The organism is Nonomuraea rhodomycinica (assembly GCF_013363995.1).
GTDB lineage: Bacteria > Actinomycetota > Actinomycetes > Streptosporangiales > Streptosporangiaceae > Nonomuraea > Nonomuraea rhodomycinica.
The window spans coordinates 43,010-69,321 of the sequence record NZ_JABWGO010000011.1; the positions used below are offsets into that span (position 1 = coordinate 43,010).

A 26,312-nucleotide genomic window follows, 5' to 3' on the forward strand; every position below is an offset into this window, starting at 1 on the left:
TCGCGCGAGCATCGGGAAAGCGCAAAACTTCCTTTACTCAGCGTGCTATAACAGGAGCCCTCTGTAAGGACGCCGGCTCCCGCCTCCCTCGGTGAGGAGGCCACGACGTGGCCGGCTCCACTCCCGCGGTGAGGAGAGCGATGACACGCGAGCCCAACAGACTGCTGCGGCAGCTCATCGCGGAGTCGGGGTTCTCCCACAAAGGGCTGGCCAGGCGCCTCAACGAGCTGGGCGCCGCGCGCGGCACCCCGGGCCTGAAGTACGACCACAGTTCCGTCCTGCGATGGATCGGTGGCCAGCGGCCCAGGGAGCCCGTGCCGGCGCTGCTCAGCGAGATCTTCGCGCTCCGGCTCGGCAGGCCCGTCCGACCCGAAGACCTGGGCATGCCGACGATCATCACCCCCCTCGACCTCGGGCAAGAGTTCACGCACACGTGGCAGGAGGGGGTCGCGACCGTGACGGCGCTGTGGCGGGCCGACGTGGAGAGAAGGAGATTCCTGATCGACTCCACGTTCGCGATAGGAGCAGGCTCCGTGGGAGCCGTGCGCTGGCTGACATCCCCATCCGAGGGCCGCCTCGAAGGCGGCGGCACCCGCCGCGTCGGCCGGGCCGACATCGCGGCCATCCACGAGGTGACCCGCTCGTTCGGCGAGCTCGACAACCGCTTCGGCAGCGGGCGCGTGCGCGCCTCCGTGGTCAAGTACCTCGACACCGCCGTGGGGCCGCTGCTCAAGGACGGCACGTACGGCGAGGCCACAGGCAAGCAGCTCGCCGCCGCCGCGGCCGAGCTCACCCGGCTGGCCGGCTGGATGGCCTACGACCTGGAGCAGCACGGCCTCGCCCAGCGCTACCTCATCCAGGCGCTGCGCCTGGCCAGGGGAGCGGGCGACGACGCGCTCGGCGGCGAGATCCTGGCCGGCATGGCCCACCAGGCCATCTACATGAGCCAGCCGGCCCACGCCCTCGACCTGGCCAGGGCCGCCCAGCTCGCGGCCCGGCGCTCCGGTGTCCAGACGCTCATGGCCTCCTGCCACGTGCTCGAGGCCCACGCCCACGCCGGGCTCGGCGACGCCCGCTCGTGCAGCGCCAGCCTCCACCAGGCCGAGCTGGCCTTCGACCGCCGCTCACCGGGCCGCGAGCCCGCCTGGCTCGGCTACTTCGACGAGGCCTACCTCGCCGCCAAGTTCGCCCACTGCTTCCGCGACCTCGGCGACGGGCCGCGCGCCGTGCGCCAGGCCCGCCGCTCGCTCGACATGGACGGCCGCTACGTGCGGGGCCGGATGTTCAACCTGTCGCTGCTGGCCGCCGGGCTGCTCCAGTGCGGCGAGCTGGAGGAGGCGTGCGGGGTGGCGGCCGGGGCTCTGGACCTGGCCGGGGAGCTCCAGTCGGTCAGGTCCCGCTCCTACGCCACCGACCTGCGCCGGCGGCTGGAACCGTACCGGCGCGAGAGCGCGGTCACGTCCCTGTACGAACGCGCCCGCGCCCTCGCGCCGGTCTGACCCTCAGCTGCCGATCAGTTCACCGTTGGGGCCGACGATCGACTTCGTCGCCGCGTAGTTCGCCTTGTTGTAGACGTCGGCGACCTCGCCGTCGAAGTAGGCCGAGCTGATGAAGTCGATCCGGTCGTTGCCGTCCTGGTCGTGGAACAGGCTCGTGACGCCGTTGACGTAGCCGGTGCGCTTGTTGTTGTCGTAGCGCAGCAGCCACGGCGCGCCGTCGGAGCCGCCGGTCATCGAGCACTTCAGCACCTGGTGCGTCTCGACCTTGAACATGTTGACCTGGTAGGTCTTGGTGCCCGTCCGGCCGGCGCAGATCTTGGGGGTCAGGCCGGTGAAGGGCTTGTCGCCGTCGGGGTGCGGGGCGGCGGGGTAGCCGAAGACGGTCACCTTCTGTCCCATGGGCTGGTTCCAGGCGACACCCTGCCCGCCGACGACGTCACCGAGCCGGCCGGCGTCCTTGGCCAGGCCGAGGGTGAAGACCGTCCTGAAGTAGTCGGTCTTGGCGCTCTCCTTGACCCAGTAGCCGATGAAGTAGTGGGTGATGGTGAAGTTGCCGCTGCCGTCGATCTTCCGGTAGCCGGGGCCCTTGTAGGCTTCGTACTCGCTCTGGGTGACGTGGTCGACGACAGTCTTGGCGGGCTCCTGCGCGCCGTTGCCGTCACCGGTCGGGGCCTTGTCGAAGTCCTCCTTGGCGACCTCCTTGAAGGCCCGCTTCTTGCCCGGGAAGGACGGTCCGACGACGTCGGTGAGGGTGGACAGCTTCGCCCAGCAGTCGGGCGTCTCGCCGCCGTGCAGGTCGACGCACTTGTTGTACGTGGCCGCGTCGATGGGTTCGTCCTTGGCCCACTTGTCGCCGGCCCACTTGTCGTACTCCGCCTTGGACACCGTCTTCTCACCAGCGAGCTCGAAGCCGTTGTGCACCGCCACGAACGCGAAGTCGCCGTCGTAGTCGTCGTAGGTGTCGAGGTCGTAGGCGGTGAAGGCGTACGCGCCCGCGTACACGCCGAACGGGGCCTTGCCCTGGTAGTAGCCCGGGACGAACACCCACTTGGCGAAGACGTCCTTGCCCTGCTCGTAGACGCAGTGGCCGGCCGTGGCGACCAGGTTGCGGTTCCTGGCCTGGATGGAGGTGGCGGAGCACCAGCGCTGGTTGCCGGCGCGGTCGAGGAAGAACACCTTGCCGATGGTCTTCGGCAGGTTCACGTTCTTGGACTTGGGCGCGGCGCCGGTGGTGCCGGTCGGGGCCGCCATGCCGGGCTTGCCGTCGGCCGAGGTGGTCTGGGGGTGCACCAGCTTGGGCACGTCCTTGGCGTCGACGCGGAACTCGGTGGCCTTCTTCAGGGCGGCGCCGTTGGCGTCCAGCCAGAAGTACGCGGAGCTGTAGGCGTCGGCGGGCTTGGGGGTGAGGGGGTCGCTCACCCAGCTCGGCGCGGCGGTGGCGGGGGTGGCGAGGGCGGCGGCGCTGAGACCGGCGACGGCGAGGGGTACGAGCAGGCGCTTCACTGGGGGGCTCCACAAACTTGTCAAGTGTCTCGTAAGACCCTATCGACCCTCAGGTCACTTAGGTAAGGGTCCGTACCAAAAGACCCGGAAAAGGCCGAAGGGCCCGGCAGAAGCCGAGCCCTTCGGGTCAAGCTGGTGAACGATGACCCAGGGTCGTCGTTCGGTACCGCCAAGAACTACTTGACAAGCTTGCCGGACCACACGGCCGCAGCGGCCTTGTAGATCGCGGCGGTCTCGCCGTCGAAGATCGGCGAGGTGATCTTGTCGTAGCGGCCGTTGCTGTCGGTGTCCACGATCAGGCTGGTGACACCGGTGACGTAGCCGAGACGCTTGGCGTTGCTGTACTTGGCGAGCCAGGGGCCACCGTCGTAGCCGGCGGTCACCGGGCAACGCAGGCTCTGGTGCTCCTCGACCTTCTTGGCCGGGATCTGCAGAACCTTGGACTCGGTCTTGCCGTAGCACCACTTCGGCGTGACACCCGTGTAGGGCTTGTTGCCGTCGGGGTGCGGGCCCGCCGGGTAACCGAAGGTACGGACGACGGCACCAGCAGGCTGGTTCCACGCCACACCCTGGCCACCGACGTTGTCACCGAGGCGGCCGACGTCCTTGAGGGAGCCGTCCACGATGTAGAACTCGGTGCGGAGGTACTCGACCTTGGCGGTCTCCTTCACCCAGTACTTGACGAAGTAGTGGGTGATGGTGAAGTTGCCCTTGTCGTCGATCTTCCGGTAGCCCGGGCCGGTGTAGCCCTTGTACTGGGACTCCGTCACGTACTCGGTGTAGGTCGCGCCGGTGGCCTTGCCGCCGTTGACCTTACCCTCGGGGGCCTTGGCGTAGTCCTCCGCCGAGACCTCCTTCAGAACCTTGACGGCGTTCGGGTAGTCCGGGCCGACCGTGTCCTGGATGGTGGACGGCTTGGCCCAGCAGTCCGGGGTCTCGCCACCGTTGAGGTCCTTGCACTTGGTGTACTCGGCCTCGGAGATCGCGATGTCCTTGGTGAACTTCTGCCCACCGAACTTGTCGAAGTCGGCCTTGGAGACCTGCTTCGGAGCGCCGGCGTTGGGGCCGCCGATGCCGTTGTACACGGTCACGAACGCGTAGTCGCGGTCGAAGTCCTCGTACACGTCGAGGTCGTAGTGGGTGAAGGCCTGCTTACCCACGTAGAGGCCGAACGGCGTCTTGCCCTGGTAGTAGCCCGGGACGAAGACCCAGCGGCTCACGACCTCGTTGTTGGCGGCCATGTCGTAGACGCAGTGCCCGGCCGTGGCGACCAGGTTGCGGTACTGCGACTGGATCGAGGTGCCGGAGCACCAGTACAGCTTGCCGTCGCGACCCTCGAAGAAGACCTTGCCGATGGTCTTCGGCAGGTTCACGTTCTGGGTCTTGACCGCGACCTTCTTCTCCTCGCCGATCGGCAGAGCCGAGCCCGGCTTGGTGTCGGCGGAGTAGCCGCCGCCGCTCTTGATCTTCTTGACCTCGAGCGAGTCGGGGTTGAAGGCAACGGCCTGCGTCAGCGCGGCGTTGTTCGACTTGGTCCAGAAGTCGACGACCTCGGCGGCCTGCGCCTCGGTCTTGGCCAGAGCGTCAGTCGCGACGTCGCCCTGGGCCTGAGCAGTGCCGGCCAGACCAGCAGCCAGCAGACCGGTGGCCAGAATGGCGCCACCGGCGGGGAGGAGGATGCGCTTCAAGGTAACTCCTTGCGCTGTCGTGGAACGCCTCTTGCGTCCCATGCGTCAGTAAAGGGATAGCCAGAAGATACAGGCGCGATCTTGGGCTGCGGTAGCCACTTTGGAAGGAAAACAGGGGGCTTGTCGGCCGTGATCGTTCTGTGATGTTTAGATCGGCTATCGCCACGACTTGTCCGGTGTGCCTGACGCGCCCGTTTTCCCTGATCAACACGAGCGAGTGATCAGAGTGACTGCTGGGGGCGAGGTGTCGGCGATCAGACCCCGTCGGCATGGATGTGACGCACATCACACCGCTCGGATGGCACCGTATGAGCCTCCGCTGCGTCCAAACGGTCCGCACTTTCTCCGGGAACGCCGAAGGGCCCGGCGATGCCGGGCCCTTGACGAGTGAACGCGGGGTCGATCGGGTCAGCCCGATCGGGGTGCGCTACTTAGAGGATCTTGCCGGACCACACGTTCGAGGCGGCCTTGTAGATCGCCGCGGTCTCGCCGTCGAAGTACGGCGAGGAGATGTAGTCGACGCGACCGTTGCCGTCCTGGTCGTTGAAGGTGCTGGTGACACCGTTCACGTAGCCGAGACGCTTGGTGTTGCTGTAGTTGAGCAGCCACGGACCACCGTCGGCGCCCTCGGTCATCGAGCACTTGAGGGCGATGTGCTCCTCGATCTTCTTGGCGGCGGAGCCGACAAGCTTCTTCGAGGTCTTCCCGTAGCACCACTTGGGCGTGATGCCGGTGAAGTTCTTGTTGCCGTCGGGGTGCGCGGCGGCCGGGTAGCCGAACACGCGGACGTACTTGCCGGTGGGCTGGTTCCAGGCGACACCCTGACCGCCGACGTTGTCACCGAGACGGCCGGCGTCCTTCGCGAAGCCCTCGATGATGTAGAAGACGGTCTTGTAGTAACCCTTGAGGTCGGTCTTCTTCACCCAGTTCTTCACGAAGTAGTGGGTGATGGTGTAGTTGCCCCGCTCGTCGATCTTGCGGTAGCCCGGGCCCTTGTAGCTCTCGTACTCGGACTTGGTGACGTTCTCCGTCTTGGTCTGACGGGGCGCCTTGGTGTTGTTGCCCGAGCCCGTGGGGGCCGCGTCGTACTGCTCCTTGGTGACCTCGGTGAAGGCCTTGACCGCGCCGGGGTAGTCGGGGCCGACGGCCTCGATCTTCGTGTCGGTCTTCGCCCAGCAGTCCGGGGTCTCGCCGCCGTTGAGGTCCTTGCACTTCTGGTACTCGGCCTCGGTGATCGCCACGTCCTTGGCATCCTTGATGCCCTGGTACTTGTCGAAGTCGGCCTTGGAGACCTGCTTGGCGGTGGCACCGCCGAACTGGATGCCGTTGTACACGGTCACGAACGCGTAGTCGCGGTCGTAGTCCTCGTACACGTCGAAGTCGTAGTGCGTGAACGCCTGCTTACCGACGTAGATGCCCCACGGCGACTTGCCCTGGTAGTAACCCGGGACGAAGACCCACTTGGACATGACGTCCGTGTTGCCGGCCGTGTCGTACACGCAGTGGCCGGCCGTGGCGACCAGGTTGCGGTACTTCGACTGGACGGAAGTGGCGGAGCACCACTTCTTCTCGCCCTTGCTGTTGACGAAGAAGACCTTGCCGATGGTCTTCGGCAGGTTCACGTTCTGAACCTTGACCGTGGTCTTCTTCTCCTGGCCGATCGGCGAGGCCGAGCCCGGCTTCGTGTCGGCGCTGTAGCCGCCCTTGCTCTGGAGCTTGGCGACGTCGCTCTTGTCCCAGACGTTGGACTCGGTCGCGGCCTTGAGGGCCGCACCGTTGCTCTCGGCCCAGTACTGGGCGATGGCCTTGGCGTCGGCCGCGCTCTTCGCCATCGGGTCGGTGGCGACGTCTCCGGCGGCCTGGGCGGTGCCGGCGAGGCCGGCAGCCAGAAGGCCGGTAGCCAGGATGGCGCCACCGGCGGGGATGAGGATGCGCTTCAAGGGAACTGCTCCTTGGTCTGTCGTGGGTCGCAACATGCGTCCCATGCGTCAGTAAAGGGATAGCAAGGAACATAGCGCGGTGATCTTTGCAGGTGGAAGCCGGTTTGCCCCATTCGGTAGGCACCCTTACCGCCGTGACCCTTCCGTTACCAGTCAGTGATCTTTGCCCAAAGTGATCAAGGCGTCACGTTTTCGCTGGGTATCGCGCGGTTTCGTAACGGCGGAGTAAAGGTGGATCAAACGGACATCACGCTACGTGTTCGCGTGTATGTGATGTAGATCACAGGAACCAAATCGGGCTCCAACTCCGTCTAACTTCGCCTCCGAGCCGGATGATCTTCTGAATCGGCGTCCCCGGCGATGTTTTCGACCCCTCCCCACCCTCCCGCGAGCCAAACCGCGGGCACGAAAAAGGGGCCCGGCCGAAGCCGGGCCCCTCCGTCGAGCGGGGTGTTACTTGTACAGCTCGCCGTTCGAGCCGACGATCTTGCCGGACCACACGTTCTTGGCCGCGTTGTAGATCGACGCCGTCTCACCGTCGAAGTACGGCGAGGTGATGGTGTCGATGCGGTCGTTGCCGTCCTGGTCGGCGAACGTGCTGGTCACGCCGTTGACGTAGCCCAGACGCTTGCTGTTGCTGTAGTTGCTCAGCCAGGGGCCGCCGTCGAAGCCGGGCGTGACGGGGCACTTGAGGCCCACGTGCTCCTCGATCTTGAGCCACGGGGCGCCCACGGCCTTGCCGGTCGTCGCGCCGTAGCACCACTTCGGCGTCACGCCGCTGTAGGGGCGGTTGCCGTCCGGGTGCGGGCCGGCGGGGTAGCCGAACGCGCGCACCGTCTTGCCCGTGGGCTGGTTCCAGGCCACGCCCTGGCCGCCGACGTTGTCGCCCAGGCGGCCCGCGTCCTTCGACAGCAGGATGTAGTAGTGGCCGCCCCAGCTGCGCTTCGGGCCGCTGAACCGCTCGAAGTCCTTGCGGTCCACCTGCTTGACGCCCTCGAAGGCGATGCCGTTGAAGACGGTGACGAACGCGTAGTCGCGGTCGTAGTCCTCGTAGACGTCGAAGTCGCTGTGGGTGAAGGCCTGCTTGCCGACGTAGATGCCGAACGGCGCCTTGCCCTCGTAGTAGCCGGGCACGAACACCCAGTTGCTCATCGTGTCCTTGTTGCTGTCCGTGTCGTACACGCAGTGGCCGGCCGTGGCGACCAGGTTGCGGTAGTTGGACTGCACGGACGTGGCCGTGCACCAGCGGAACTTGCCGGAGCCGTCCACGAAGAACACCTTGCCGACCGTCTTGGGCAGGTTGACGTTCTGCGCGCGGCCGATGGGCTTCTTGTCCTCGCCGATGGGCGCGGCGGTGCCGGGGCTGCCGTCCGCGGTGTAGCCGCCCTTGGAGACGAGCTTCCGGACCTCCTTGGCATCCCAGTCGTACGCCGTGGCGGAGCGGAGCGCGGCGCCGTTGGAGGCCAGCCAGAACGAGGCGACCGAGGCGGCCTGCGAGGTGTTGCGGGCCATGGGGTCGGTGGCGATGTCGGCTCGGGCCTGCGCGGTGCCGGTGAGGCCCGCGGCCAGAAGGCCGGTGGCCAGGACGACGCCACCGGTCGGGAGGAGGATTCGCTTCAAGGTAACTCCAGGCTTTGCCTTGTGCTGCCGGGGTTCCGTACATCCCTCGGTGCAGCAGACGGACAGCCGGGAACCTATCGGTCTGACTCCGCGCCTGTGAATTTCGCGAAGCTCATGTCATCCGCCGATGAGGCGGTCGTGATCTTTTCGAGATCACGTCGTGGCTGATCACCGCGGGGGTTGCCACGCTACGTGTAAGTTACGTCACATTTGCGGGGGTGGTGACCGCCGCCGCGTGGCGGTAGACCTCGCCGGTGGCGAGGGTGAAGTTGGGCGTGGACATGGCGTCGTAGCCACCCTTGGCGTCCCGGTTCCACGTCAGGCTGTTGATCCCGTTCAGCGAGCCGAGGCCCTGCGCGGGCTGGTAGTCGATCAGCCACGGGCCGCCGCTGGCGCCCGCGGTGAAGTTGCACGGCTCGATCTGCACGCCGTACTGCAGGTCGCGGCTGGGGGCGACGGTCCAGCGGGTGCTGCCCGTGCACGACAGGAGCTTGCGCCCGTCGAACGGCCGGGTGCCGTCGGGCTGCGGGCCGGCCGGGTAGCCGAAGGTGGTGACGCGGTTGCCCACGCCCTTGGCGACGGCCAGGCCCTGGCCGCCGACGTTGTCCTGGAGGCGGCCGACGTCCTTCATGACGAGCTTGCCGCCCACGGTGGCCCAGGTGAAGCCGCGATGCACGGTCACGAACGCGTAGTCGTAGTCGTAGTCACCCCGGCCGGGCCAGTGCTCGTGCATGCTGATCTCCGCGCCGACGTAGATGCCGTCGGGCGTCTCGCCGTTGGGGCCGGGGTTCGGGACGAAGATCCACGAGTCGGCCGGCTTGGCCTGGCGGGCGTCGTAGGCGCAGTGCGCGGCGGTGGCGACGACGCTGTGGTTCCTGGCGGCCACCGCGCTGGCGGAGCACCAGTACTCCTTGGTCCCGAACCGGAAGTACACCTTGCCCATGGTCCGGGCGGTCGTGCCCTTGGCCGGCAGTTCCGGCGAGACGCTGAGCGGGACCTTGGCCTTCTTGGCGGGGGTGAGCTGCTCGCTGGGCACGGCGGTGGCGCCCGCGCTCGTGGAGGACTGCGAGCCCGGCGTCGCGGGACTGTAGCTGTCGGCGTTCTTCAGGACGTCCGGCTTCCAGGTGGCGGCCACCTTCTGGACGTCCGCGGCGGTCTTGGTGAGCGTCACCGAGTAGACCCAGCTCTCGGCCCGCGCGTACGCCGTCCCCCCGAACGCCGTCCCCCCGAGCACGGGCAGCGCGAGCAGCGCGCTGAGCGCGACGGCTGCCAGTCGCCGGACCGGGGGGATCATGGAAATGCCTTCCTTGGGGTGTAAAGGTGGATTTTTCCAGATCAACTGACTGTATTGCAGCTCAGATGAAGATTCGTTATCTGATCAAGCGTGACTTGTGTCCCATAAGGATGGTGTCAAGTAGGCCGTCCGGATAGGTGAGACTGCTCCCACGTGTCGGTCGTTGCCGCAGGTCAGGGGCCGAGGCAGGCTGCGAGCATGCGTCGACTTCTCTGTCTCGCCGTGCTTTCCTGTACGGCATTCGCCGCCACGCCCGCCCTGGCCGAGACTCACTCTCGTGACACGGATCGGAGGGTTTTCGTGATCATTGTTGGCGACAAGGGCACCGTCTTGTCGTGCCGGCAGCGCTCGCCCAAGCCCGCGTGCGTCGCCCTCGAAAGGGCCGGCGGCGACCCCGCCCGGCTGCCCTCGCGGACCGACGCGGTCTGCACGATGGAGTACAACCCGGTGCGCGTCTCGGCGCTCGGCGTCTGGGGCGGCCGCCCGGTCCGCTACGAACGCACGTTCTCGAACAGCTGCCAGATGCAGGCGGCGATGGGGCCGCTCTCCCAGTTCTGACCACGAGCGTCTCCGACCACGAGCTCCGAAAGCGACAGGGACCTCGGCCGCGCGCCGAGGTCCCCGCCGCTTTCCGGGGGAAGCGCACCGAATCGCGTTCTGCTTTCATGGCGGCATGGACCCACGCACGCCCTGCCTCGTCGGCGCGGCCCAGCTGACCGTCCGCGAGCAGCCCGGTCCCGAGCCGCTGGACCTGTGGGAGGCGGTCGCGCGGGCCGCGGCCGACGACGCCCGGCTGCCCGCCCGGCGGCTCGGCTCGATCCAGGTGGTCCACACCGACTCCTGGCAGTACGACGACCCCGCCGGACGCCTGGCCGAACGGCTCGGCGCGGCGCCCGGGCACACCGCGTACTCCAAGGTCAGCGGCACGGCGCCGCAACTGCTCATCGGCGAGGCCGCCGCGCGGATCGCCGCTGGCGGGCTCGACTGCGCCCTCGTCGTGGGCGCCGAGGCGCTGGCCACCCGCCGCGCCTACCGGAAGGCGGGCGAGCGCGTGCCGTGGAGCCACCCGGCGGTCCCCAAACCGCCCTACGGCTGGGAACGCCCGCCGCATCCCGCCGAGCTGGCGCACGGGCTGTTCCTGCCGGTCCACACGTACGCGATCATGGAGACGGCCCGGCGGGCGGCCCTCGGCTGGACCCTCGAGCAGGAGATGGCCGACCGGGCCCGGATGATGGCCCCCATGACCGAGGTGGCCGCCGCCAACCCGTACGCCTGGCGCCGCGTCCCGCGCACCCCGGAGGAGCTGACGGGCGGCCGGTTCGTCGGCTGGCCGTACACGCGCGACACCGTGGCCGTGCTGGAGGTGGACCAGGCCGCGGCGGTGGTGCTGGTCAGCGCCGGGCTGGCCGACCGGCTGGGCGTCCCGGAGGAGCGGCGGATCCACCTGCGCGGCTGGGCGTACGCCGAGGACACCTGGGAGGTGGCCGCGCGGCCCGCGCTCGGCTCGTCACGGGCGATCGCGCGGGCGGCGCGGGCGGCCTTCGCCCGGGCCGGGCTCGGGCTCGGCGACATGAACGCCCTCGACGTGTACAGCTGCTTCGCCGTCGCCCTGCGGCAGGCGTGCGACGCGACCGGGCTCGACCCGTTCGACCCGCGCGGGCTCACGGTGACCGGCGGGCTGCCGTACGCGGGCGGCCCGGCCAGCGACTACGTCCTCCACTCGACCGCCGCCATGGCCGGGCTGCTGCGCGCGCGGGGCGGCCACGGCCTGGTGACCTCGGTCGGCATGCACCTGACCAAGCACGCCTGCGCGATCTGGTCCACCGAGCCGGGAGGCGCGCTCGGCGACGGCCGCCCGGTCTTCACCGCCGAGCCGGTCGCGATCGCCGACGTGTACGAGGGCCCGGCGGTCGTCGCGGGCTACACCGTGGCGCACGGGCGCGACGGGACGGCCGAGCGGGGCATCCTCGTCGTGGACCTCCCCGGCGGCGGCCGGGCGCACGCGCTCGTCCACGATCCGGGCCTGATGGCGGAGGCGGAGGCGCGCGAGCTGGTCGGCGAGACGGTGCGGCTGGCCTCCGACGGGCGGGTGAACACGGCCACCTGGTGACCGAGTCCCTCCGGGGAAGGTCAATGTGGCGATCAGGTGAATGCGCCGCACCCCGTCCCTGGAATGAACTGGGGCCGAAGGCGAGAGCCCGCCCGACACGAGGACCGCCGTGGCCGATCAGTTCGACGTCATCGAGGCCGGCCAGCACCACCGCCGCCGGCGCTGGACCGGCATCGCGGTGCTCGCGGCCCTGCTCGCCATCCCCGTCGCCGGCCTGCTGGCCGGCCGCGACCCCGAGCCGGAGCCCGGCGTCGCCGGACACGGGACCGCCCCCTCGACCGCCCCCATGACCACCACGAGGGCCACGCCCAACGTGCTGTTCGCCACGCCGAGGACCAAGGGCGGTGACGAGGTGATCCGGGTCGTCTTCCCTGACGGCACCCCCGCCGAGGTCCGCTACCCGGCCCGGCTCGGGCTCGCCGCCCTCGGCTCGCGGCCGTTCCAGGGCGCCTGGGTGGCCGGCCAGTACCGCCGCATGTCCGCCCCGTACGGCGGCGAGGCCGAGGTGTCGAAGGGCGGTCAGCCCCTGCGCAACCTCACCCCGGACGTCCAGCTGTGGCCGCGCCAGCCCGGCAGCGGCTCGTACGGGCAGGTGCTGCTGTTCGCGTTCGGCGACTGGCGCCTCGCGCTGTACGACCGGCCCGAGGGGCTCACCTTCGAGCAGCGCATGGCCGCGGCCGGGCACATCAGGGGCAGGGTCACCAAGGGCGGCTACCTGGTGCTGACCGCCACGGACCCGGTCCGCCTGGCCCGGCCGGGCGAGACCGTGCGGGGCGACCCGGTCGGGCCGCAGCTGTGGTTCGGCGGCGTGGCCGGCGACGTCGTGGGACTCATCCTGGCGCCGGGGTGCGACGAGGCGTCGCCGGCGCCCATGATGATCGACCGGCGCGGCCGGCCGTCGCGCACCGCCTGCCGGGGCGGGGTGCAGATCGCCGCCTCCGGCTCGGCCGCGTTCGTCGAGCGGGCGGTCAAGGAGATCCGGATCACGCTGAAGTAGGGTGCGGCCATGTTCGCCGTAACCGCCACACAGACCGATCCCGACAATCCGCTGGCCGGGCTGACGCTCGGCGAGCGGCCGGAGCCGTCCACCCCGGACGGCTGGACCACCGTCACCGTACGGGCCGCCGCGCTCAACCACCACGACCTGTGGACGCTCAAGGGCGTCGGCATCCGCCAGGACCGGCTGCCGATCGTGCTCGGCTGCGACGCGGCCGGTGTGGACGAGGACGGCAACAAGGTCATCGTGCACGCGGTGATCGGCGCGGGCGCCGACGAGACGCTCGACCCGAAGCGCTCGCTGCTGTCGGAGCTCCACGACGGCACCTTCGCCGAGCGGGTCGCCGTGCCGCGCCGCAATCTGGTGCCCAAGCCGGCCGCGCTCACCTTCGAGCAGGCCGCGTGCCTGCCCACGGCGTGGCTGACCGCCTACCGGATGCTGTTCGACAAGGCGGGACTCCAGCCGGGCTCGACGGTGCTCGTCCAGGGGGCCGGCGGCGGCGTCGCGACCGCGCTGATCGCGCTCGGCCGGGCCGGCGGGTACCGCGTGTGGGCCACCAGCCGCTCGGCGGACAAGCGGGAACGGGCTCTGGAGCTGGGGGCGGACCAGGTCTTCGAGACCGGCGCGCGGCTGCCCGAGCGGGTGGACGCGGTGATGGAGACCGTCGGCCAGGCCACCTGGGACCATTCGCTGAAGTCGCTCAGGCCGGGCGGCCGGGTCGTGGTGTCGGGGGCGACCAGCGGTGCGGTGCCGCCCGCCGACCTCAACCGCGTCTTCTTCCTGCAGCTCTCGGTGGTGGGCTCCACCATGGGGACCCGCGACCAGCTCGGCCGCCTGGCGGTGTTCCTGGAGCAGACCGGGGTCCGTCCGGTGATCGACCGGACGCTGCCGCTGGCCGAGGCCCGCGACGGGTTCGCCGCGCTGGCCGAGGGCGACGTGTTCGGCAAGATCGTCTTCACGGCCTGAGGCAAGCCCTCGCCCGAGGGGTACGAAAGGGGAGAAAGCCCCCTTTCGGCCGGGAGGCGTCGCCATGACCGTCGAACCCCTCGGGCCGGGCTCGCTGCACTGGGAGACCGCGGGCGAGTACCGCAACCTCCTCGTGGGCGGCAGCGCGCTGGTCCTGCAGACCATGCACCCCGCCGTCGGCGCCGCCGTGGCGCGCCACTCCGCCTTCCGCGACGACCCGTGGGGCAGGCTCGCCCGCACCCTCTCCTCCGCCCAGACCTGGGTGTACGGGGGAGAGGCCGGTCCCGCCGAGGGGGCGCGGCTGCGCGAGCTGCACCGGAGCTTCGCCGGCGTGGACGAGCGGGGCCGCCCCTACCACGCGCTGAGCGGGGAGGCGTGGGCGTGGGTCCACCTGTCGCTGTTCGAGCGGTACGTCACGCTCAACCGCCTCTTCGGCGTGCCGTACGGCCCGGACGGCGAGCGCAGGCTGTACGCGGAGGCGCGGCGGATCGGCGGCCTCCTGCGCGTGCCCGAGCGGGAGATGCCCGCGGACGTGGAGGCGTTCTGGCGGTACTTCGACGGCATGGTGTCCGGGCGGCTGGAGGCGCATCCGACCGCGTTCGAGGTGCTGGCCCTGCTGCGCTCGACGCCGCCGCCTCCGGGGCTGCCCGCGCCGCTGCGCCACCTGTGGGCGCCGGTGGGCGCCGGATGGGGGGAGTTCGCCTGGTTCGTCACGGTGGGGACGCTGCCGCCGGCCGTACGGGAGAGGCTGGGGCTGCGCTGGTCGGCGCGCGAGGAGCGGCGGCTGCGTCACCTGGGCCGGGCGGTGGCCGCGATCACGCCGCGGCTGCCCGAGCGGCTGCGCTACATGCCGATCGCCTGCCGCGCCCGCCGCGCCGCCCGCCGTTCGTGACGCGCCGTTCGTGCCCCGGCGTTCGTGCTCCGTTGTTCGTGACGCGCCGTTCGTGTCCCGGCGTTCGTGCCCCGTTGTTCGTGACCCGCCGTCACCGGAGCGTGTCGCGGATGCGGCCGGACGCCTCGTCGAGCGCCGCGCGCACCTGCTCCAGCCGCTCCCGGTCCAGCCTCGTCCCGGACGCCTCCTCGCGCACCTGGGCCACGAAGTCGGCCAGCATGCCGCCCAGCTCGGCGTCGAGGTCGGCGCGCGCGCCCGGCGCGCCGCCCAGCGAGGACCACACCTCGGCCCAGATGCGGCGCCACTCGGACGTCAGCCGCTGGCTCTCGCCCTGCCAGTGCCCGGCGTGCTCCATCCACTGCCGCTTCTGCTCCCGCTTGAGCCGCTCGAAGTCGGCCTTCTGCCGGTCGCGGGTGCGCCGGAGGTCCTCCGGGGAGCCGACGCGCACGTCCTTGGCCATCCGGGTCAGCTCCTCGCGCAGCGACTTGACCGTGTCGCGCACGTCCTCCTTGACCTCCCGCGCGATGTCGCGCACGGAGGCGGAGATCTCCTGCTCCAGGTCGTCGAGCTCGTCGAGGCGGTCGTTCAGCTCCTCGCGGCCCTTGTCGGTGATCGAGAACACCTTCTTGCCGTCGACCACCTCGTGCGTGACCAGCCCCTCCTCCTCCAGGCGGGCCAGGCGCGGGTAGATGGTGCCGGGGGAGGGCGAGTAGACGCCGAGAAAACGGTCCTGGAGCAGCCGGATCACCTCGTAGCCGTGGCGTGGGCTCTCGTCCAGCAGCTTCAGCAGGTACAGCCGCAGGCGGCCATGACCGAAGACAGGGCTCATTCCTTCTCCCCCTTGAGCAGCGCGACCTCGCCGGAGACCGTCGTCGCCGACAGCGAGGCCATCCCGCCGCCGAGCCGTCCCGACAGCGACTTCGCGCCGGGCAGGCTCTGGTTGGACAGTTTCTCGAACGTGCTGACCAGCCGGCCGGAGGTGGACCGGATCGTCACGTCCGCCTCCACGTCCTCGGGCAGCCTGACCAGGATGTCACCCGAGACGCTGGTGAGCGTCACATGACCGGTGGGCCGCAGCTCCAGGTCGGCGGTGATGCGTCCCGACACGCTGTTGGCGCGCAGCCGGCGCGGCATCCCGTGGGCGACGGTCAGGTCGCCGGAGACGCTGGTGAACGACAGGTCGCCGACCATGGCCCGGCTCTCCACCTGCCCGGACACGGTGCCGGCGCTCACCTCGCCGCTCACGCCGTCGAGCACGACGTCGCCGGAGGCGCTCTTGACCGAGGTGAGGTTCTCGAACCCGGCGATGACCGCGGAGGCGCTGACCACGCCCGCCTTGACCTGGCAGTCCTTCGGCACGGTCAGCGTGGCGACGGTGTGGCGCCGGGTCTTGCGCAGCCAGCTCAGCATGCCGTCCCAGGTGAGGTCCTTGTAGGTGACGGACAGCTCGCCGGCCTCCTCGTCGTACGTCACGATCAGCGGCGAGCCGACGATCTCGGTGACCTCCAGGACGGGCGGGCCGTCGCTGGCGAGCACGGCGAGCCGGCCCGACACGATCCGCACGTCGAGCGACCTCACCGGCCCGAACGTCAGTTGACGGGGGTCGTCGATGGTCCACTGCTGCATGGTCCCCACCCTTCCTGGCGGCACGCTGGTTCCCTAAGACACGATATGTCGCGTCTCGCCGAAACTCAAGATGTATCGCGTTTACGCGTGCCGGGCGGGCGCCGGAAGGCAGCCTGACCCTCGAAGCGGCCTGGCGTCACTCGTCCTCGTCGTCGAGGCGCGCCAGCCAGGTGGCCAGCCGCTCGATCGGGACCTCGAACTCGGGGTTGAGGTCCACGAACTCGCGCAGCCGCTCACCCAGCCAGAGGAGACTGACCTCCTCCTCGCCGCGCCTGTCGACCAGCTCCTCGATCCCCCGGTCGGTGAAGTACATCGCGCTCCGTTTCCCTCGTCGTGCTGCCGGGACATCTCACTCTAGTCAGCCTCCGGCCCCGCTCCTGACCGGGTGCTGGACAGGCGAGACCCCCGCCGGCACGAAGCCGGCGAGGGTCTCAGGTGGAACCGATCAGCCGAAGATCTGGTTGAGGATCTCGTGCAGCTCGTTGTCGTGGGCGTTGTGCGAACCGGCCGCGGGCGAGCTGTTGGCCGGACGGGACACGCGGCTCAGCGGACGCCCGCCGAGCAGTTGCGGGTCCTCGGCCAGCTTGAGCGCGAGGTACGGCCACGGGCCCATGTTGACCGGCTCGTCCTGGGCCCAGACGAGCTGCGCCTGCCGGCCGTAGCGGCCCAGCTCGGCGGCCAGCTCCTCGGCCGGGAACGGGTAGAGCCGCTCCAGCCGCACGATCGCGACGTCGTCACGGCCGCTCTCGTCACGCTTGGCCGCCAGGTCGTAGAAGACCCTGCCGGAGCACAGGACCACCTTGGTGACCTTCGCCGGGTCGACGGTCGTGTCGGACAGGACCGGCTGGAAGGTGCCCGAGGTGAAGTCGCTCGCCTTGGACGTGGCCGCCTTGTGGCGCAGCAGCGACTTCGGCGTGAAGACCACCAGCGGGCGGTGCCGGCCCGACTCCACCTGCCAGCGCAGCAGGTGGAAGTAGTTGGCCGGGGTGCTCGGCTGGGCGACCGTCATGTTGTCCAGCGCGCACACCTGCAGGAAGCGCTCGATGCGGGCCGAGGAGTGGTCGGGACCCTGACCCTCGTAGCCGTGCGGCAGCAGCAGCACGACGCCCGACTTCTGACCCCACTTCTGCTCACCGGACGAGATGAACTCGTCGATGATCGTCTGGGCGCCGTTGACGAAGTCGCCGAACTGCGCCTCCCAGGCGACCAGGGCGTCCGGCCGCACCACGCTGTAGCCGTACTCGAAGCCGAGCGCCGCGAACTCGCTGAGCAGCGAGTCGTAGACGTAGAACTTCGTGGTGCCCTGGTTGAAGGTCTTCAGCGGCGTGTGCTCGGCCCCGGTCAGCCGGTCGACCAGCACCGCGTGGCGCTGGGTGAACGTGCCGCGCCGGGAGTCCTGGCCGACCAGGCGCACCGGGTGGCCGTCGATGAGCAGCGAGCCGAAGGCCAGCGTCTCACCCGTGCTCCAGTCGATGGCGTCCTGCTCGACCATCGTGCCGCGGCGCTGGATCACCGGCGCGAGGCGCGGGTGCGGCGTGAAGCCCTCGGGCAGGTTGAGCTGGGTGTCGATGATGCGCTTGAGCGTCTCGTCACTGATCGCCGTGGGCGTGTCGTCGTGCGACCACTTGACGACCTCGGTGGGCGGCACCCGCATCGCGCCCGCCTCCAGCGGCTTCTTGGCCGCCTCGCGGGTCTCGGTGAACGCCTGCTCCAGCTTGGCCTGGTAGTCGCGCAGCGCCTGCTCGGCCTCCTCGACCGTGATGTCGCCCCGGCCGATCAGCGCCTCGGTGTAGAGCTTGCGGGTCGAGCGCTTGGCGTCGATCAGGTCGTACATCAGCGGCTGGGTGAAGGCGGGGTTGTCGCCCTCGTTGTGGCCGCGGCGGCGGTAGCAGATGAGGTCGATGACGACGTCCTTGCGGAACGTCTGGCGGTACTCGTAGGCCAGCTGGCCGACGCGGACCACGGCCTCCGGGTCGTCGCCGTTGACGTGGAAGATCGGCGCCTGGATCATCCGCGCGACGTCGGTCGCGTAGACGCTCGACCGGGACGAGGCCGGCGAGGTGGTGAAGCCGACCTGGTTGTTGACCACCACGTGCACGGTGCCGCCGGTGCGGTAGCCGCGCAGCTGCGACAGGTTGAGCGTCTCGGCCACGACGCCCTGGCCGGCGAAGGCCGCGTCGCCGTGGATGAGCACCGGAAGGACGGTGAAGCCCTCCTCGCCGCGCTCCAGGAGGTCCTGCTTGGCGCGGACGACCCCCTCCAGCACCGGGTTGACCGCCTCCAGGTGGGAGGGGTTGGCCACCACCGAGGCGGTGATGGTCTTGCCGCTCGGCGCCTTGAACTCGCCGGTGGCGCCCAGGTGGTACTTCACGTCGCCGGAGCCGTGCGCCGTGCGCGGGTCGATGTTGCCCTCGAACTCGCCGAAGATCTGGGCGTACGACTTGCCCACGATGTTGGCCAGCACGTTGAGCCGGCCGCGGTGGGCCATGCCGATGACGACCTCGTCGAGGCCCTCGTCGGCGGCGTCGCTGATCACCGAGTCGAGCAGCGGGATCAGCGACTCGCCGCCCTCCAGCGAGAAGCGCTTCTGGCCGACGAACTTCGTCTGCAGGAACGTCTCGAACGCCTCGGCGGTGTTGAGCCGCGACAGGATGTTGAGCTGCTCCTCGCGGTCGGGCGAGGCGTGCGGCTTCTCCACCCGCGCCTGGATCCAGGCCCGCTCCTCGGGGTTCTGGATGTGCATGTACTCGATGCCGACGGTGCGGCAGTAGGAGTCGCGCAGCACGCCCAGGATCTCGCGCAGCTTCATCAGCGGCCGGCCGCCGAAGCCGCCGGTGGCGAACTCCCGCTCGAGGTCCCACAGAGTGAGGCCGTGGGACTGGATGTCGAGGTCGGGGTGCTTGCGCTGCTTGTACTCCAGCGGGTCGGTCTCGGCCATGAGGTGGCCGCGCACCCGGTAGGCGTGGATCAGCTCGATCACGCGGGCGGACTTCGACACGTCGTCGTCGTGGGAGGCCGAGACGTCCTGCACCCAGCGGACCGGCTCGTACGGGATCCGCAGCGCCTCGAAGATCTCGTCGTAGAAGCCGTCCTCGCCGAGCAGCAGCCGGTGGATCTGGCGCAGGAAGTCGCCCGACTGGGCGCCCTGGATGATCCGGTGGTCGTAGGTGCTGGTCAGCGTCATGACCTTGGAGACGGCCAGGCGCGAGAGCGTCTCGGGGGAGGCGCCCTGGTACTCGGCGGGGTACTCCATCGCGCCCACGCCGATGATCGTGCCCTGGCCGGGCATGAGGCGGGGCACGGAGTGGACGGTGCCGATCGTGCCGGGGTTGGTCAGCGAGATCGTGGTGCCGGTGAAGTCGTCGACGCCGAGCTTGCCGGCGCGGGCCTTGCGGACGACCTCCTCGTACGCCATCCAGAACTGGCGGAAGTCCATCTGCTCGGCGGCCTTGATGGACGGCACGAGGAGCTGGCGCTCGCCGTTGCTCTTCTGGACGTCGATGGCCAGGCCGAAGCCGACGTGCTCGGGCTTGACCAGGGTCGGCTTGCCGTCGATCTCCGCGTAGGAGTGGTTCATCTCCGGCATGGCCTTCAGCGCCTTGACGATCGCGTAGCCGATCAGGTGCGTGAAGGAGACCTTGCCGCCGCGACCCCGCTTGAGGTGATTGTTGATCACGATGCGGTTGTCGATGAGCAGCTTGGCCGGGATGGCGCGGACGCTGGTCGCGGTCGGGACCGTCAACGAGAGGTCCATGTTGGCGGCCGTGCGCGCGGCGGCGCCGCGCAGCCTGACCTCCTCGGCGCCCTTGGGCGCCGGGATGGCGGGCTGGGCCGGCTTCTCGACCGCCTTGTCGGCGGGCTTGACGGCCTGCTTGTCGGCGGGCTTGGTGGCGGCGGGGGGAGCCGCCGTCTTGACGGGTGCGGGAGAAGGCGCGGTAGCCGTGCCGTTCGCCGCCTCCCTGGCCGGGGTCCGGCCCGGTCCGTAGTCAGGGTTGTAGTCAGCGAAGAAGTTCCACCAGGCCTTGTCCACCGACTCGGGATCCTGGAGGTACTTCTGGTACAGCTCGTCGACAAGCCACTCGTTCTGACCAAAGCTTGCCAGCGGGTTTGCCCGCGACGACTCAGACGACACGGCGGAAATCGCCCTCTTCCGCAGATCGGCGTTGATGTTAGAGAACCTGTCCAAGGTTACTCGTCCCGTCCGGCTACGCGCGCGCGGGTCGGCGCGCCGCCCCGCCGGATCCTTCCCGAACCGTCGACCAGGGTCACGCACCCCTAGTCAACGGTGGTGATACGGGAAATATCACCGTTTGGTATCAACCTTAGGGGAAGAGGTTTATTTCCCGCCGGACAGCAACCGGCTGGCGACGCGGACCCCCGGAGACAGCTCCGAGAGCAGTTCGGCCAGCTCCTCGCCGGCGACCTTCAGCTCCTCCAGTGTCATCGGCTCCAGCCGCTCCAGGATGAACAGCGCGTTGACCGTCTCCTCGGTGAGCCGCGTGCGGGCGACCTGGCGCCAGTTCCACCGGCGGCAGGTGACGCCCGTGTCGTCGCGCCAGATCACCTCGCCGGCGTCGGGGGTGCCGAGCGCCTCCTCCGACGCCTCGTCGCCGGCCGCGCGGACCAGCCGCGCCGGCCCGGCGTAGCGGTCGAGGTCCTCGCCGCCGATGGGCAGCGCGTGCTTCACGCTGATCGAGTTGTACGCGTCGACGGCCTGGTTGATCTCGGGCAGCGGCAGGCGGCGGGTGAGCGCGTCGACCGACGGGCGGGTGCGGGACGGCTTGGCCCCGAACGAACGGTAGGCGTCGCGCCACGCCTCGATCTTGGCGGCCCGCGCCTCGCGCTCCTCCTCGCCCTCGGCGGACAGCAGGTCGGAGGCGGCGCTCAGCCAGCCGCGCGACCGGTCGTCCGTGGGGCCGTTGCGCAGCCCGTGGGCGGTCATGACCAGGGCGGCGAAGTCGGGGCGCAGCGCGAGGACGGATGCGTCCACGGTGATGTCGTCGAGCATGCAGCCCAGTGTATTGAACTCTCAGACCACTCCATTGACCGAGCCGGATCGCAAAAAACACTTTGCAAAATTCCCTTTGCGGTTTACGGTCGGGAGTGTGGAGCACAGCTACGAGATCAATGACCCGCGGGTGCTGAAGGTGGTGGCCCACCCGCTGCGGGTGCGGCTGCTCGGCCTGCTGCGCGCCGAGGGCCCGGCGACGGCCAGCGAGCTCGGCCGCGTGGTCGGGGAGAGCTCCGGGTCGACCAGCTACCACCTGCGCGTCCTGGCCAAATACGGCTTCATCGAGGAGGACCCCGACCGGCACGACGCCAGGGAGCGCCGCTGGCGCTCCCGCCACCTCTACACCTCCTGGGACAACGTCCGCATGGCCGCCACGCCGGAGGGCTGGGAGGCGGTCCGCATCATCCAGGCGCGCCAGGTGGAGATGCTGGCGCGCGAGATGCGGGCGTTCGAGCAGTCCCCGGACCCGGACTGGCTGTCCGTGGCGGGCATGAGCGACTACCTGGCCGAGCTTCCCCCGGCGGGGGTGCGCGAGTTCGCCGAGCGGGTGGGCGAGCTGGTGCGCGAGCTGATCACCCGCTACGCCGGCCACCCGGAGGCCCGCCACGTGCAGCTCTGGGCCGCCGCCTTCCCCCGCGAGAGCCGCGACAGCGAGGCCAGCGACACCGAGGCCAGCGACACCGAGGAGGACACGTGATCATGACCGCCCGCTCGGCGTTACGCCGCTACCTGGTCGTCGGCTTCCTGACCTGGCTGCCGAGCGGCCTCATGATCCCCACGATGGTCCTGCTCATGGCCGAGCGCGGCCTGGGCCTGGCGGAGATCGGCACGGCCTTCACCGTCTTCTCCGTCGTCACCCTCTCCCTGGAGCTGCCCACCGGCGGGCTGGCCGACGTGGTGGGCCGCCGCGTGGTGCTGGCCGTGTCGGCCGGCTTCACGGCCGTGTCGCTGGCGCTGATGGCGGTGTCCACGACGTTCTGGATGTTCGTGCTGACCGGGGTGCTCAAGGGCGTGGCGCGGGCGCTGTCCAGCGGCCCCGCCACCGCCTGGTACGTCGACACGCTGCACGACGTGGAGGGGCGTGACGCCGACCTGCGGCCGGGGCTGTCGCGGGGCAGCGCGACGGAGTCGGCCGCGCTCTGTCTCGGCGTGCTGGCGGGCGGGTTCGTGCCGCTCGTCGTGCCGCCGGGCACGGTGGAGCCGCTGGCGGTGCCTCCGCTGCTCGGGGCGGTGGCGGCGGCGGTGCTGCTCGGGGTGGTGCTGCTCGCGCTGCCCGAGCCGTCACACCGGCGGGCGTCGCTGGGCGAGACGCTGCGCGCCGTGCCCGCGACCGTGCTGAGCGGGCTGCGGCTGGCGACCGGCCACGGGTTGCTGCGCCGCCTGACGGTGTACTCCCTGGTGACGGGCGTGGCGCTGACCGCCGTCGAGCTGCTGACGCCCGGCCGCCTGGCCCGGCTGGCCGGTACGGCGGAGCTCGGCAGCACGGCGTACGCGCTGGTGTCGGCCCTCGGCTTCGCGGGCAGCTCGGCCGGCAGCGCGCTCGCCCCCCGGGCGGCCCGCCTGGCGCGGGGACCGGCGCGCGGGGCGGCCCTCGGCGTCGTGCTCGCCGCGCTGTCGCTCGGCGCGCTGGCCGCCACCGCCGAGACGGGCGGTCCCGCCGGGCTGGCCGCGGCGGGCGCGGCGTACGTCGCCATGTACGCGGGCCTCGCCGTCACGGGCGTACTGTGCCTGGAGATGACCCACCGCGCGGTGACCGCGGCGGAGCGCACCACGGTCGGCTCCACCAGCTCCCTGGCCCTCCAGACCGGTGGCGCGATGTCGAACCTGGGACTCGGCGTGCTGGCGACCGCGGCCGGGACGGGCGTCGCCTGGGGGCTGGCCGCCGGGCTGATGGCCGCCTCGGCGCTGCTGTTCGCCCGGCTGCCCGCGCTCAGGCCGGGCGGGGCCGCGGTGGCCGAGCCGGAGCGCGCCGCCCCGGCCTGACCGGAGGCGTCACAGGCTCCAGTCGATCGCGGGGCCGACCGGGACGATCCGGCTGGGGTTGATGTCGGGATGTGTCATGTAATAGTGGCGCTTGATGTGGTCGAAGTCGGTCGTCTCGCCGAAGGCCGGGATGGCGTACAGCCTGCGGGCGTACGCCCACAGCGCCGGATAGTCGACGAGGCGCCGCACCGAGCACTTGAAGTGGCCGTGGTAGACGGCGTCGAAGCGGGCCAGCGTCGTGTACGCCCGCACGTCGCTCTCCGTCAGCTCGTCGCCGAACAGGTACGGCGAGCCCGCCGCGAGCCGTTCCTCCAGCTCGTCCAGCGTGGCGAAGACCCGCGTCACGGCCTCCTCGTAGGCGGCCTGCGACTTGGCGAACCCCGCCTCGTAGACCGCGTTGTTGAGACCGTGGTAGAGCCACTCGTTCAGCGCGTCGATCTCCGGCCGCAGCCGCTCCGGATACAGGTCCGGGGTGGTGGACCAGGACGTCTCCAGGTCGAGCGTGATCCGCGGGAAGTCGTTGGTGACGATGCGGCCCTCGGCGGCGTCCCAGATCACGGGGACGGTGTAACGGCCCTGGTAGCCGGGGTCGCTGGCGAGGTAGAGCTCCGACAGGTACTCGGGGTCGCCGCCCGGCACCCGCCAGCCCTTCTCGTCGCGGATCGGGTCGACGATCGTCACGTCGAGCAGGTCCTCCAGGCCGAGCAGGCGGCGCACGATGAGCACCCGCTGCGCCCACGGGCAGGCGTAGGAGGCGTAGAGCCGGTACCTTCCGGGCTCGGGCGGCCCGAGGCGCTCGGTGAAACGGTTCGGCTGGCGGGCGAAGCGCCCGTCGCCGGTGGTCTCGCGTGCCGGCTTCATGCCCCCAGTAGAACATGGTTCGGCAATGGCTGGACAATCGGACCCATGGCGAAGTTCGTGGTGAATCCCTCCAGCCCGGCCCAGTACGACGCGTGGCGGCAGGGCGCGCTCCCGGAGGTCGAGCGGGTCGGGCCGGGACTGTGGTCCGTGCCGGTGCCGATCCCGGTCAATCCCCTGCGGTACGTGCTGGTCTACGTCCTGGAGCTGCCCGGCGGCGTGGCGATCGTGGACGCCGGGTGGAACACCGGCGAGGCGTACGACGCGCTGGTCGCCGGCCTCGGCGTGGCCGGCTACGGGATCACGGACGTGCGGGCCGTGCTCGTCACGCACATCCATCCCGACCACTACGGGCTGGCCGGGCGGGTCAGGGAGGCGTCCGGGGCGTGGATCGGGCTGCACCCCGCCGACGCCGCCCTCATCCGCGAGCGCTACGACGACGACGTCGTGGACTCCCTCGTGCGCCGCGAGCGCGAGATGCTGGGCCGGTCGGGCGTGCCCGGCGAGACCGTGGACGAGCTGGCCGGGGCGTCCATGTCGATCAGGCACCTGGTGTCGGCCGTGCGCCCGGACCGGCTCATCGAGGACGGCGACCGGCTGGACCTGCCCGGATGGGACCTGCGGGCGCTGTGGACGCCCGGTCACTCGCCCGGCCACCTGTGCTTCGTCTCGCCGTCGCGCAAGCTGCTCTTCTCCGGCGACCACGTGCTCGCCAAGATCACGCCGATCGTCGCCGTCCACCCCCAGTCGCGGCCGAACCCGCTGGCCGACTACCTCGACTCGCTGGCCGCCGTGCGCAAGCTGGAGGTGGAGGAGGTGCTGCCCGCCCACGAGTACCGCTTCCGCGACCTGACCGGGCGGGTGGACCACGTGACGGCGCACCACGAGGAGCGGCTGGCGGAGGTCGAGCGGGTCGTCGGGGCCGCGACCGGCGGGCTCACCTGCTGGGAGGTGGCCACCCGGCTCACCTGGTCGCGGCCGTGGGAGACGTTCCAGGCGTTCGCCCGCCGGGCCGCCACGAACGAGACGCTGGCGCACCTGGTCTGGCTGGCCGAGCGGGGCCGCGTCGCCTGCGTGCCCGGCGAGCCGGACCGCTGGCACCCGGCCGTCCCGTGAGCGCGGTCCGCGCGGCCGGGCCCCCGGCGATCGCCGTCAGCGCAGCCGGACCCTGCCTCGGCCGGTGGCGAACGGCAGGTCGAGCAGGGTGCGGATGCCCGGGGGAGCGGCGCAGACCGCCGGGATGGCGTTGATGGCGTGCGCCGCGGCGGCGGCCGGGCCGTGGGAGACCTCGTCCACCGACAGCGTCATGTGCGGAACCCCCTCGATGTGCAGCACGAACCCCGGGTCGGGCCAGCGCGGCACCCGCGCCGCGTCGGCCTTGTAGACCACCTCGATCGTCATGAACGGCCTGCCCCGCACCAGCCCCGAGAAGACCCAGCGCGAGGCGCACACCGTGCCCTCCCGGACCGTGCCGGCCGCGATCTCGAACTCGCGCGTCGCCAGCTCGAAGTCGTCGCTCTCCTCGACCTCGTCCAGCCGCACGTCCAGCGCGTCGGCGACGAGCTGCACGCTCTCGGCGAAGAGCGAGCGCTGGAACATCCGGTACGGCCGCACGGCGGCCGTGTAGTCCTTGGCCGAACGGGTGAACCCGACGAGGTCCACGACGACCTGCCGCGACGGATGGCCGCGGAAGTCGGACGACTCGCGCACGTAGATGTGGTCGACCCGGTCGGACAGCCCGGTCAGCGCCAGCGGCAGGAAGTCGCTCATGAAGCCCGGGTTGATGCCGGTGCCGTGCAGGGTGGTGTCCCCGGCGGCGCAGGCCGCCTCGACGCGTCCGACGACGCCCGGCCCGTACGCCTTGGGGTAGACGAAGCCCGTGGTGGTGATGACGTTCTTGCCCGAGGCGAGCAGGGCGCAGATGGTCTCGACGTCGGAGGTCTGGCCGGCGCCGAAGGAGAACGCCGGCAGCGGCATGTGGAGCACGCAGTCGGCCTCCAGGGCGAGGATCCGGTCGACGTCGTCGGTGCACGTCACGCCCGTGGGCGGCATCCCGACGAGCTCGCCCGCGTCCTTGCCTGTCTTATCCGGGTCGTACACCAGGACGCCCGCCAGTTGGAGTCCCGGCCTGCTGAGCACGCTGCGTAACGCGTAGCGGCCGATGGAACCGGTGGCCCACTGGACCACGCGGATGGGCGCGTTCACCGGCATGTCCGGCCTCCCAGGCCCGATGGAGGGAATGGCGAGGCAGACCCTCGCCTTGGGAGCCCGCAACTCTAGCAGAAAAACACGTGGCCGATCACTATCCGCGACGATCAGTCACGG

Annotated in this window: 21 protein-coding genes; 9 read left to right on the top strand and 12 right to left on the bottom strand. The window is 70.4% G+C overall.

The annotated features are described in order from the left end of the window. Positions 1-140 precede the first annotated feature (140 nt). Positions 141-1,499 carry an NsdA family TPR-like regulatory protein gene (locus HT134_RS34040; RefSeq protein WP_175604591.1) on the top strand — a complete coding sequence of 453 codons (1,359 nt, stop codon included), beginning with the start codon at positions 141-143 and terminating at the stop codon, positions 1,497-1,499. Between the two features lie 3 nt (positions 1,500-1,502). On the opposite strand, the gene HT134_RS34045 is transcribed toward HT134_RS34040, so the two are convergent. From HT134_RS34045 to HT134_RS34065, 5 genes are all read right to left on the bottom strand, one after another. Then, the gene (locus HT134_RS34045; protein WP_175604592.1) at positions 1,503-3,002 is read right to left on the bottom strand and encodes a trypsin-like serine peptidase; all 1,500 of its coding nucleotides are present in this window, start codon (positions 3,000-3,002) and stop codon (positions 1,503-1,505) included. Between the two features lie 176 nt (positions 3,003-3,178). Then, positions 3,179-4,690 carry a trypsin-like serine peptidase gene (locus HT134_RS34050; RefSeq protein ID WP_175604593.1) on the bottom strand — a complete coding sequence of 504 codons (1,512 nt, stop codon included), beginning with the start codon at positions 4,688-4,690 and terminating at the stop codon, positions 3,179-3,181. 431 nt (positions 4,691-5,121) lie between these two features. Continuing rightward, positions 5,122-6,630 carry a trypsin-like serine peptidase gene (locus tag HT134_RS34055; protein WP_175604594.1) on the bottom strand — a complete coding sequence of 503 codons (1,509 nt, stop codon included), beginning with the start codon at positions 6,628-6,630 and terminating at the stop codon, positions 5,122-5,124. 453 nt (positions 6,631-7,083) lie between these two features. Further along, on the bottom strand, positions 7,084-8,250 hold the full coding sequence (locus tag HT134_RS34060) for a trypsin-like serine peptidase (RefSeq protein ID WP_175604595.1): 1,167 nt from the start codon (positions 8,248-8,250) through the stop codon (positions 7,084-7,086). Positions 8,251-8,449: 199 nt separating this feature from the next. After that, positions 8,450-9,544: a trypsin-like serine peptidase gene (locus tag HT134_RS34065; RefSeq protein ID WP_175604596.1), complete on the bottom strand. Its 1,095-nt coding sequence runs from the start codon at positions 9,542-9,544 to the stop codon at positions 8,450-8,452. Between the two features lie 300 nt (positions 9,545-9,844). On the opposite strand from HT134_RS34065, the gene HT134_RS34070 reads away from it, so the two are divergent. From HT134_RS34070 to HT134_RS34090, 5 genes are all read left to right on the top strand, one after another. Beyond that, complete coding sequence (locus HT134_RS34070) at positions 9,845-10,102, top strand: SSI family serine proteinase inhibitor (protein WP_217708715.1); 258 nt, start codon at positions 9,845-9,847, stop codon at positions 10,100-10,102. Between the two features lie 115 nt (positions 10,103-10,217). Further along, positions 10,218-11,654: a TLP1 C-terminal extension domain-containing protein gene (locus HT134_RS34075; protein WP_175604598.1), complete on the top strand. Its 1,437-nt coding sequence runs from the start codon at positions 10,218-10,220 to the stop codon at positions 11,652-11,654. Positions 11,655-11,763: 109 nt separating this feature from the next. Beyond that, complete coding sequence (locus HT134_RS34080; protein WP_175604599.1) at positions 11,764-12,651, top strand: hypothetical protein; 888 nt, start codon at positions 11,764-11,766, stop codon at positions 12,649-12,651. A gap of 9 nt (positions 12,652-12,660) precedes the next feature. Next, positions 12,661-13,617 (top strand): zinc-binding dehydrogenase, encoded by a 957-nt coding sequence (locus tag HT134_RS34085; RefSeq protein ID WP_175604600.1) that lies wholly within the window; start codon positions 12,661-12,663, stop codon positions 13,615-13,617. A gap of 64 nt (positions 13,618-13,681) precedes the next feature. Beyond that, entirely contained in the window at positions 13,682-14,509 is an 828-nt protein-coding gene (locus tag HT134_RS34090; protein WP_175604601.1) for an oxygenase MpaB family protein, read from the top strand. Between the two features lie 91 nt (positions 14,510-14,600). Here HT134_RS34090 and HT134_RS34095 read toward each other — a convergent pair whose 3' ends face one another. The 5 genes from HT134_RS34095 to HT134_RS34115 form a co-directional block, all read right to left on the bottom strand. After that, entirely contained in the window at positions 14,601-15,338 is a 738-nt protein-coding gene (locus HT134_RS34095) for a PadR family transcriptional regulator (RefSeq protein ID WP_175604602.1), read from the bottom strand. After that, positions 15,335-16,135, bottom strand: coding sequence for a DUF4097 family beta strand repeat-containing protein (locus HT134_RS34100; RefSeq protein WP_175604603.1), 801 nt, complete (start codon positions 16,133-16,135; stop codon positions 15,335-15,337). The genes HT134_RS34095 and HT134_RS34100 overlap by 4 nt, the downstream gene beginning before the upstream one ends. Before the next feature lie 136 nt (positions 16,136-16,271). Continuing rightward, positions 16,272-16,448, bottom strand: coding sequence for a DUF6104 family protein (locus HT134_RS34105; protein ID WP_175604604.1), 177 nt, complete (start codon positions 16,446-16,448; stop codon positions 16,272-16,274). A 132-nt stretch (positions 16,449-16,580) separates the two neighbouring features. Further along, complete coding sequence (locus tag HT134_RS34110; RefSeq protein WP_175604605.1) at positions 16,581-20,267, bottom strand: multifunctional oxoglutarate decarboxylase/oxoglutarate dehydrogenase thiamine pyrophosphate-binding subunit/dihydrolipoyllysine-residue succinyltransferase subunit; 3,687 nt, start codon at positions 20,265-20,267, stop codon at positions 16,581-16,583. Positions 20,268-20,471: 204 nt separating this feature from the next. Next, positions 20,472-21,143, bottom strand: coding sequence for a B3/B4 domain-containing protein (locus tag HT134_RS34115; protein ID WP_175604606.1), 672 nt, complete (start codon positions 21,141-21,143; stop codon positions 20,472-20,474). A gap of 97 nt (positions 21,144-21,240) precedes the next feature. On the opposite strand from HT134_RS34115, the gene HT134_RS34120 reads away from it, so the two are divergent. Both HT134_RS34120 and HT134_RS34125 read left to right on the top strand, forming a co-directional pair. After that, entirely contained in the window at positions 21,241-21,843 is a 603-nt protein-coding gene (locus HT134_RS34120) for a winged helix-turn-helix domain-containing protein (RefSeq protein WP_312888656.1), read from the top strand. A 2-nt stretch (positions 21,844-21,845) separates the two neighbouring features. Beyond that, positions 21,846-23,129, top strand: coding sequence for an MFS transporter (locus tag HT134_RS34125; protein WP_246366137.1), 1,284 nt, complete (start codon positions 21,846-21,848; stop codon positions 23,127-23,129). Positions 23,130-23,138: 9 nt separating this feature from the next. Here the strand turns inward: HT134_RS34125 and HT134_RS34130 are convergent, their stop codons facing one another. Continuing rightward, positions 23,139-23,990 (bottom strand): glutathione S-transferase family protein, encoded by an 852-nt coding sequence (locus HT134_RS34130; RefSeq protein WP_175604609.1) that lies wholly within the window; start codon positions 23,988-23,990, stop codon positions 23,139-23,141. A gap of 45 nt (positions 23,991-24,035) precedes the next feature. Between HT134_RS34130 and HT134_RS34135 the strand changes: the two genes are divergently transcribed. Further along, the gene (locus tag HT134_RS34135; RefSeq protein ID WP_175604610.1) at positions 24,036-25,103 is read left to right on the top strand and encodes an MBL fold metallo-hydrolase; all 1,068 of its coding nucleotides are present in this window, start codon (positions 24,036-24,038) and stop codon (positions 25,101-25,103) included. A 36-nt stretch (positions 25,104-25,139) separates the two neighbouring features. On the opposite strand, the gene HT134_RS34140 is transcribed toward HT134_RS34135, so the two are convergent. Then, positions 25,140-26,198, bottom strand: coding sequence for an NAD(P)H-dependent amine dehydrogenase family protein (locus HT134_RS34140; RefSeq protein WP_175604611.1), 1,059 nt, complete (start codon positions 26,196-26,198; stop codon positions 25,140-25,142). Between the last annotated feature and the right edge of the window lie 114 nt (positions 26,199-26,312).

Excerpts from the sequence above, each read along its gene's own strand:
- HT134_RS34105 (WP_175604604.1), bottom strand. The coding sequence starts at position 16,448 with ATGTACTTCACCGACCGGGGGATCGAGGAGCTGGTCGACAGGCGCGGC.
- HT134_RS34075 (WP_175604598.1), top strand. The coding sequence starts at position 10,218 with ATGGACCCACGCACGCCCTGCCTCGTCGGCGCGGCCCAGCTGACCGTC.
- HT134_RS34140 (WP_175604611.1), bottom strand. The coding sequence starts at position 26,198 with ATGCCGGTGAACGCGCCCATCCGCGTGGTCCAGTGGGCCACCGGTTCC.
- HT134_RS34095 (WP_175604602.1), bottom strand. The coding sequence starts at position 15,338 with ATGAGCCCTGTCTTCGGTCATGGCCGCCTGCGGCTGTACCTGCTGAAG.
- HT134_RS34135 (WP_175604610.1), top strand. The coding sequence starts at position 24,036 with ATGGCGAAGTTCGTGGTGAATCCCTCCAGCCCGGCCCAGTACGACGCG.
- HT134_RS34065 (WP_175604596.1), bottom strand. The coding sequence starts at position 9,544 with ATGATCCCCCCGGTCCGGCGACTGGCAGCCGTCGCGCTCAGCGCGCTG.
- HT134_RS34115 (WP_175604606.1), bottom strand. The coding sequence starts at position 21,143 with ATGCTCGACGACATCACCGTGGACGCATCCGTCCTCGCGCTGCGCCCC.
- HT134_RS34040 (WP_175604591.1), top strand. The coding sequence starts at position 141 with ATGACACGCGAGCCCAACAGACTGCTGCGGCAGCTCATCGCGGAGTCG.
- HT134_RS34125 (WP_246366137.1), top strand. The coding sequence starts at position 21,846 with ATGACCGCCCGCTCGGCGTTACGCCGCTACCTGGTCGTCGGCTTCCTG.
- HT134_RS34130 (WP_175604609.1), bottom strand. The coding sequence starts at position 23,990 with ATGAAGCCGGCACGCGAGACCACCGGCGACGGGCGCTTCGCCCGCCAG.
- HT134_RS34100 (WP_175604603.1), bottom strand. The coding sequence starts at position 16,135 with ATGCAGCAGTGGACCATCGACGACCCCCGTCAACTGACGTTCGGGCCG.
- HT134_RS34090 (WP_175604601.1), top strand. The coding sequence starts at position 13,682 with ATGACCGTCGAACCCCTCGGGCCGGGCTCGCTGCACTGGGAGACCGCG.
- HT134_RS34085 (WP_175604600.1), top strand. The coding sequence starts at position 12,661 with ATGTTCGCCGTAACCGCCACACAGACCGATCCCGACAATCCGCTGGCC.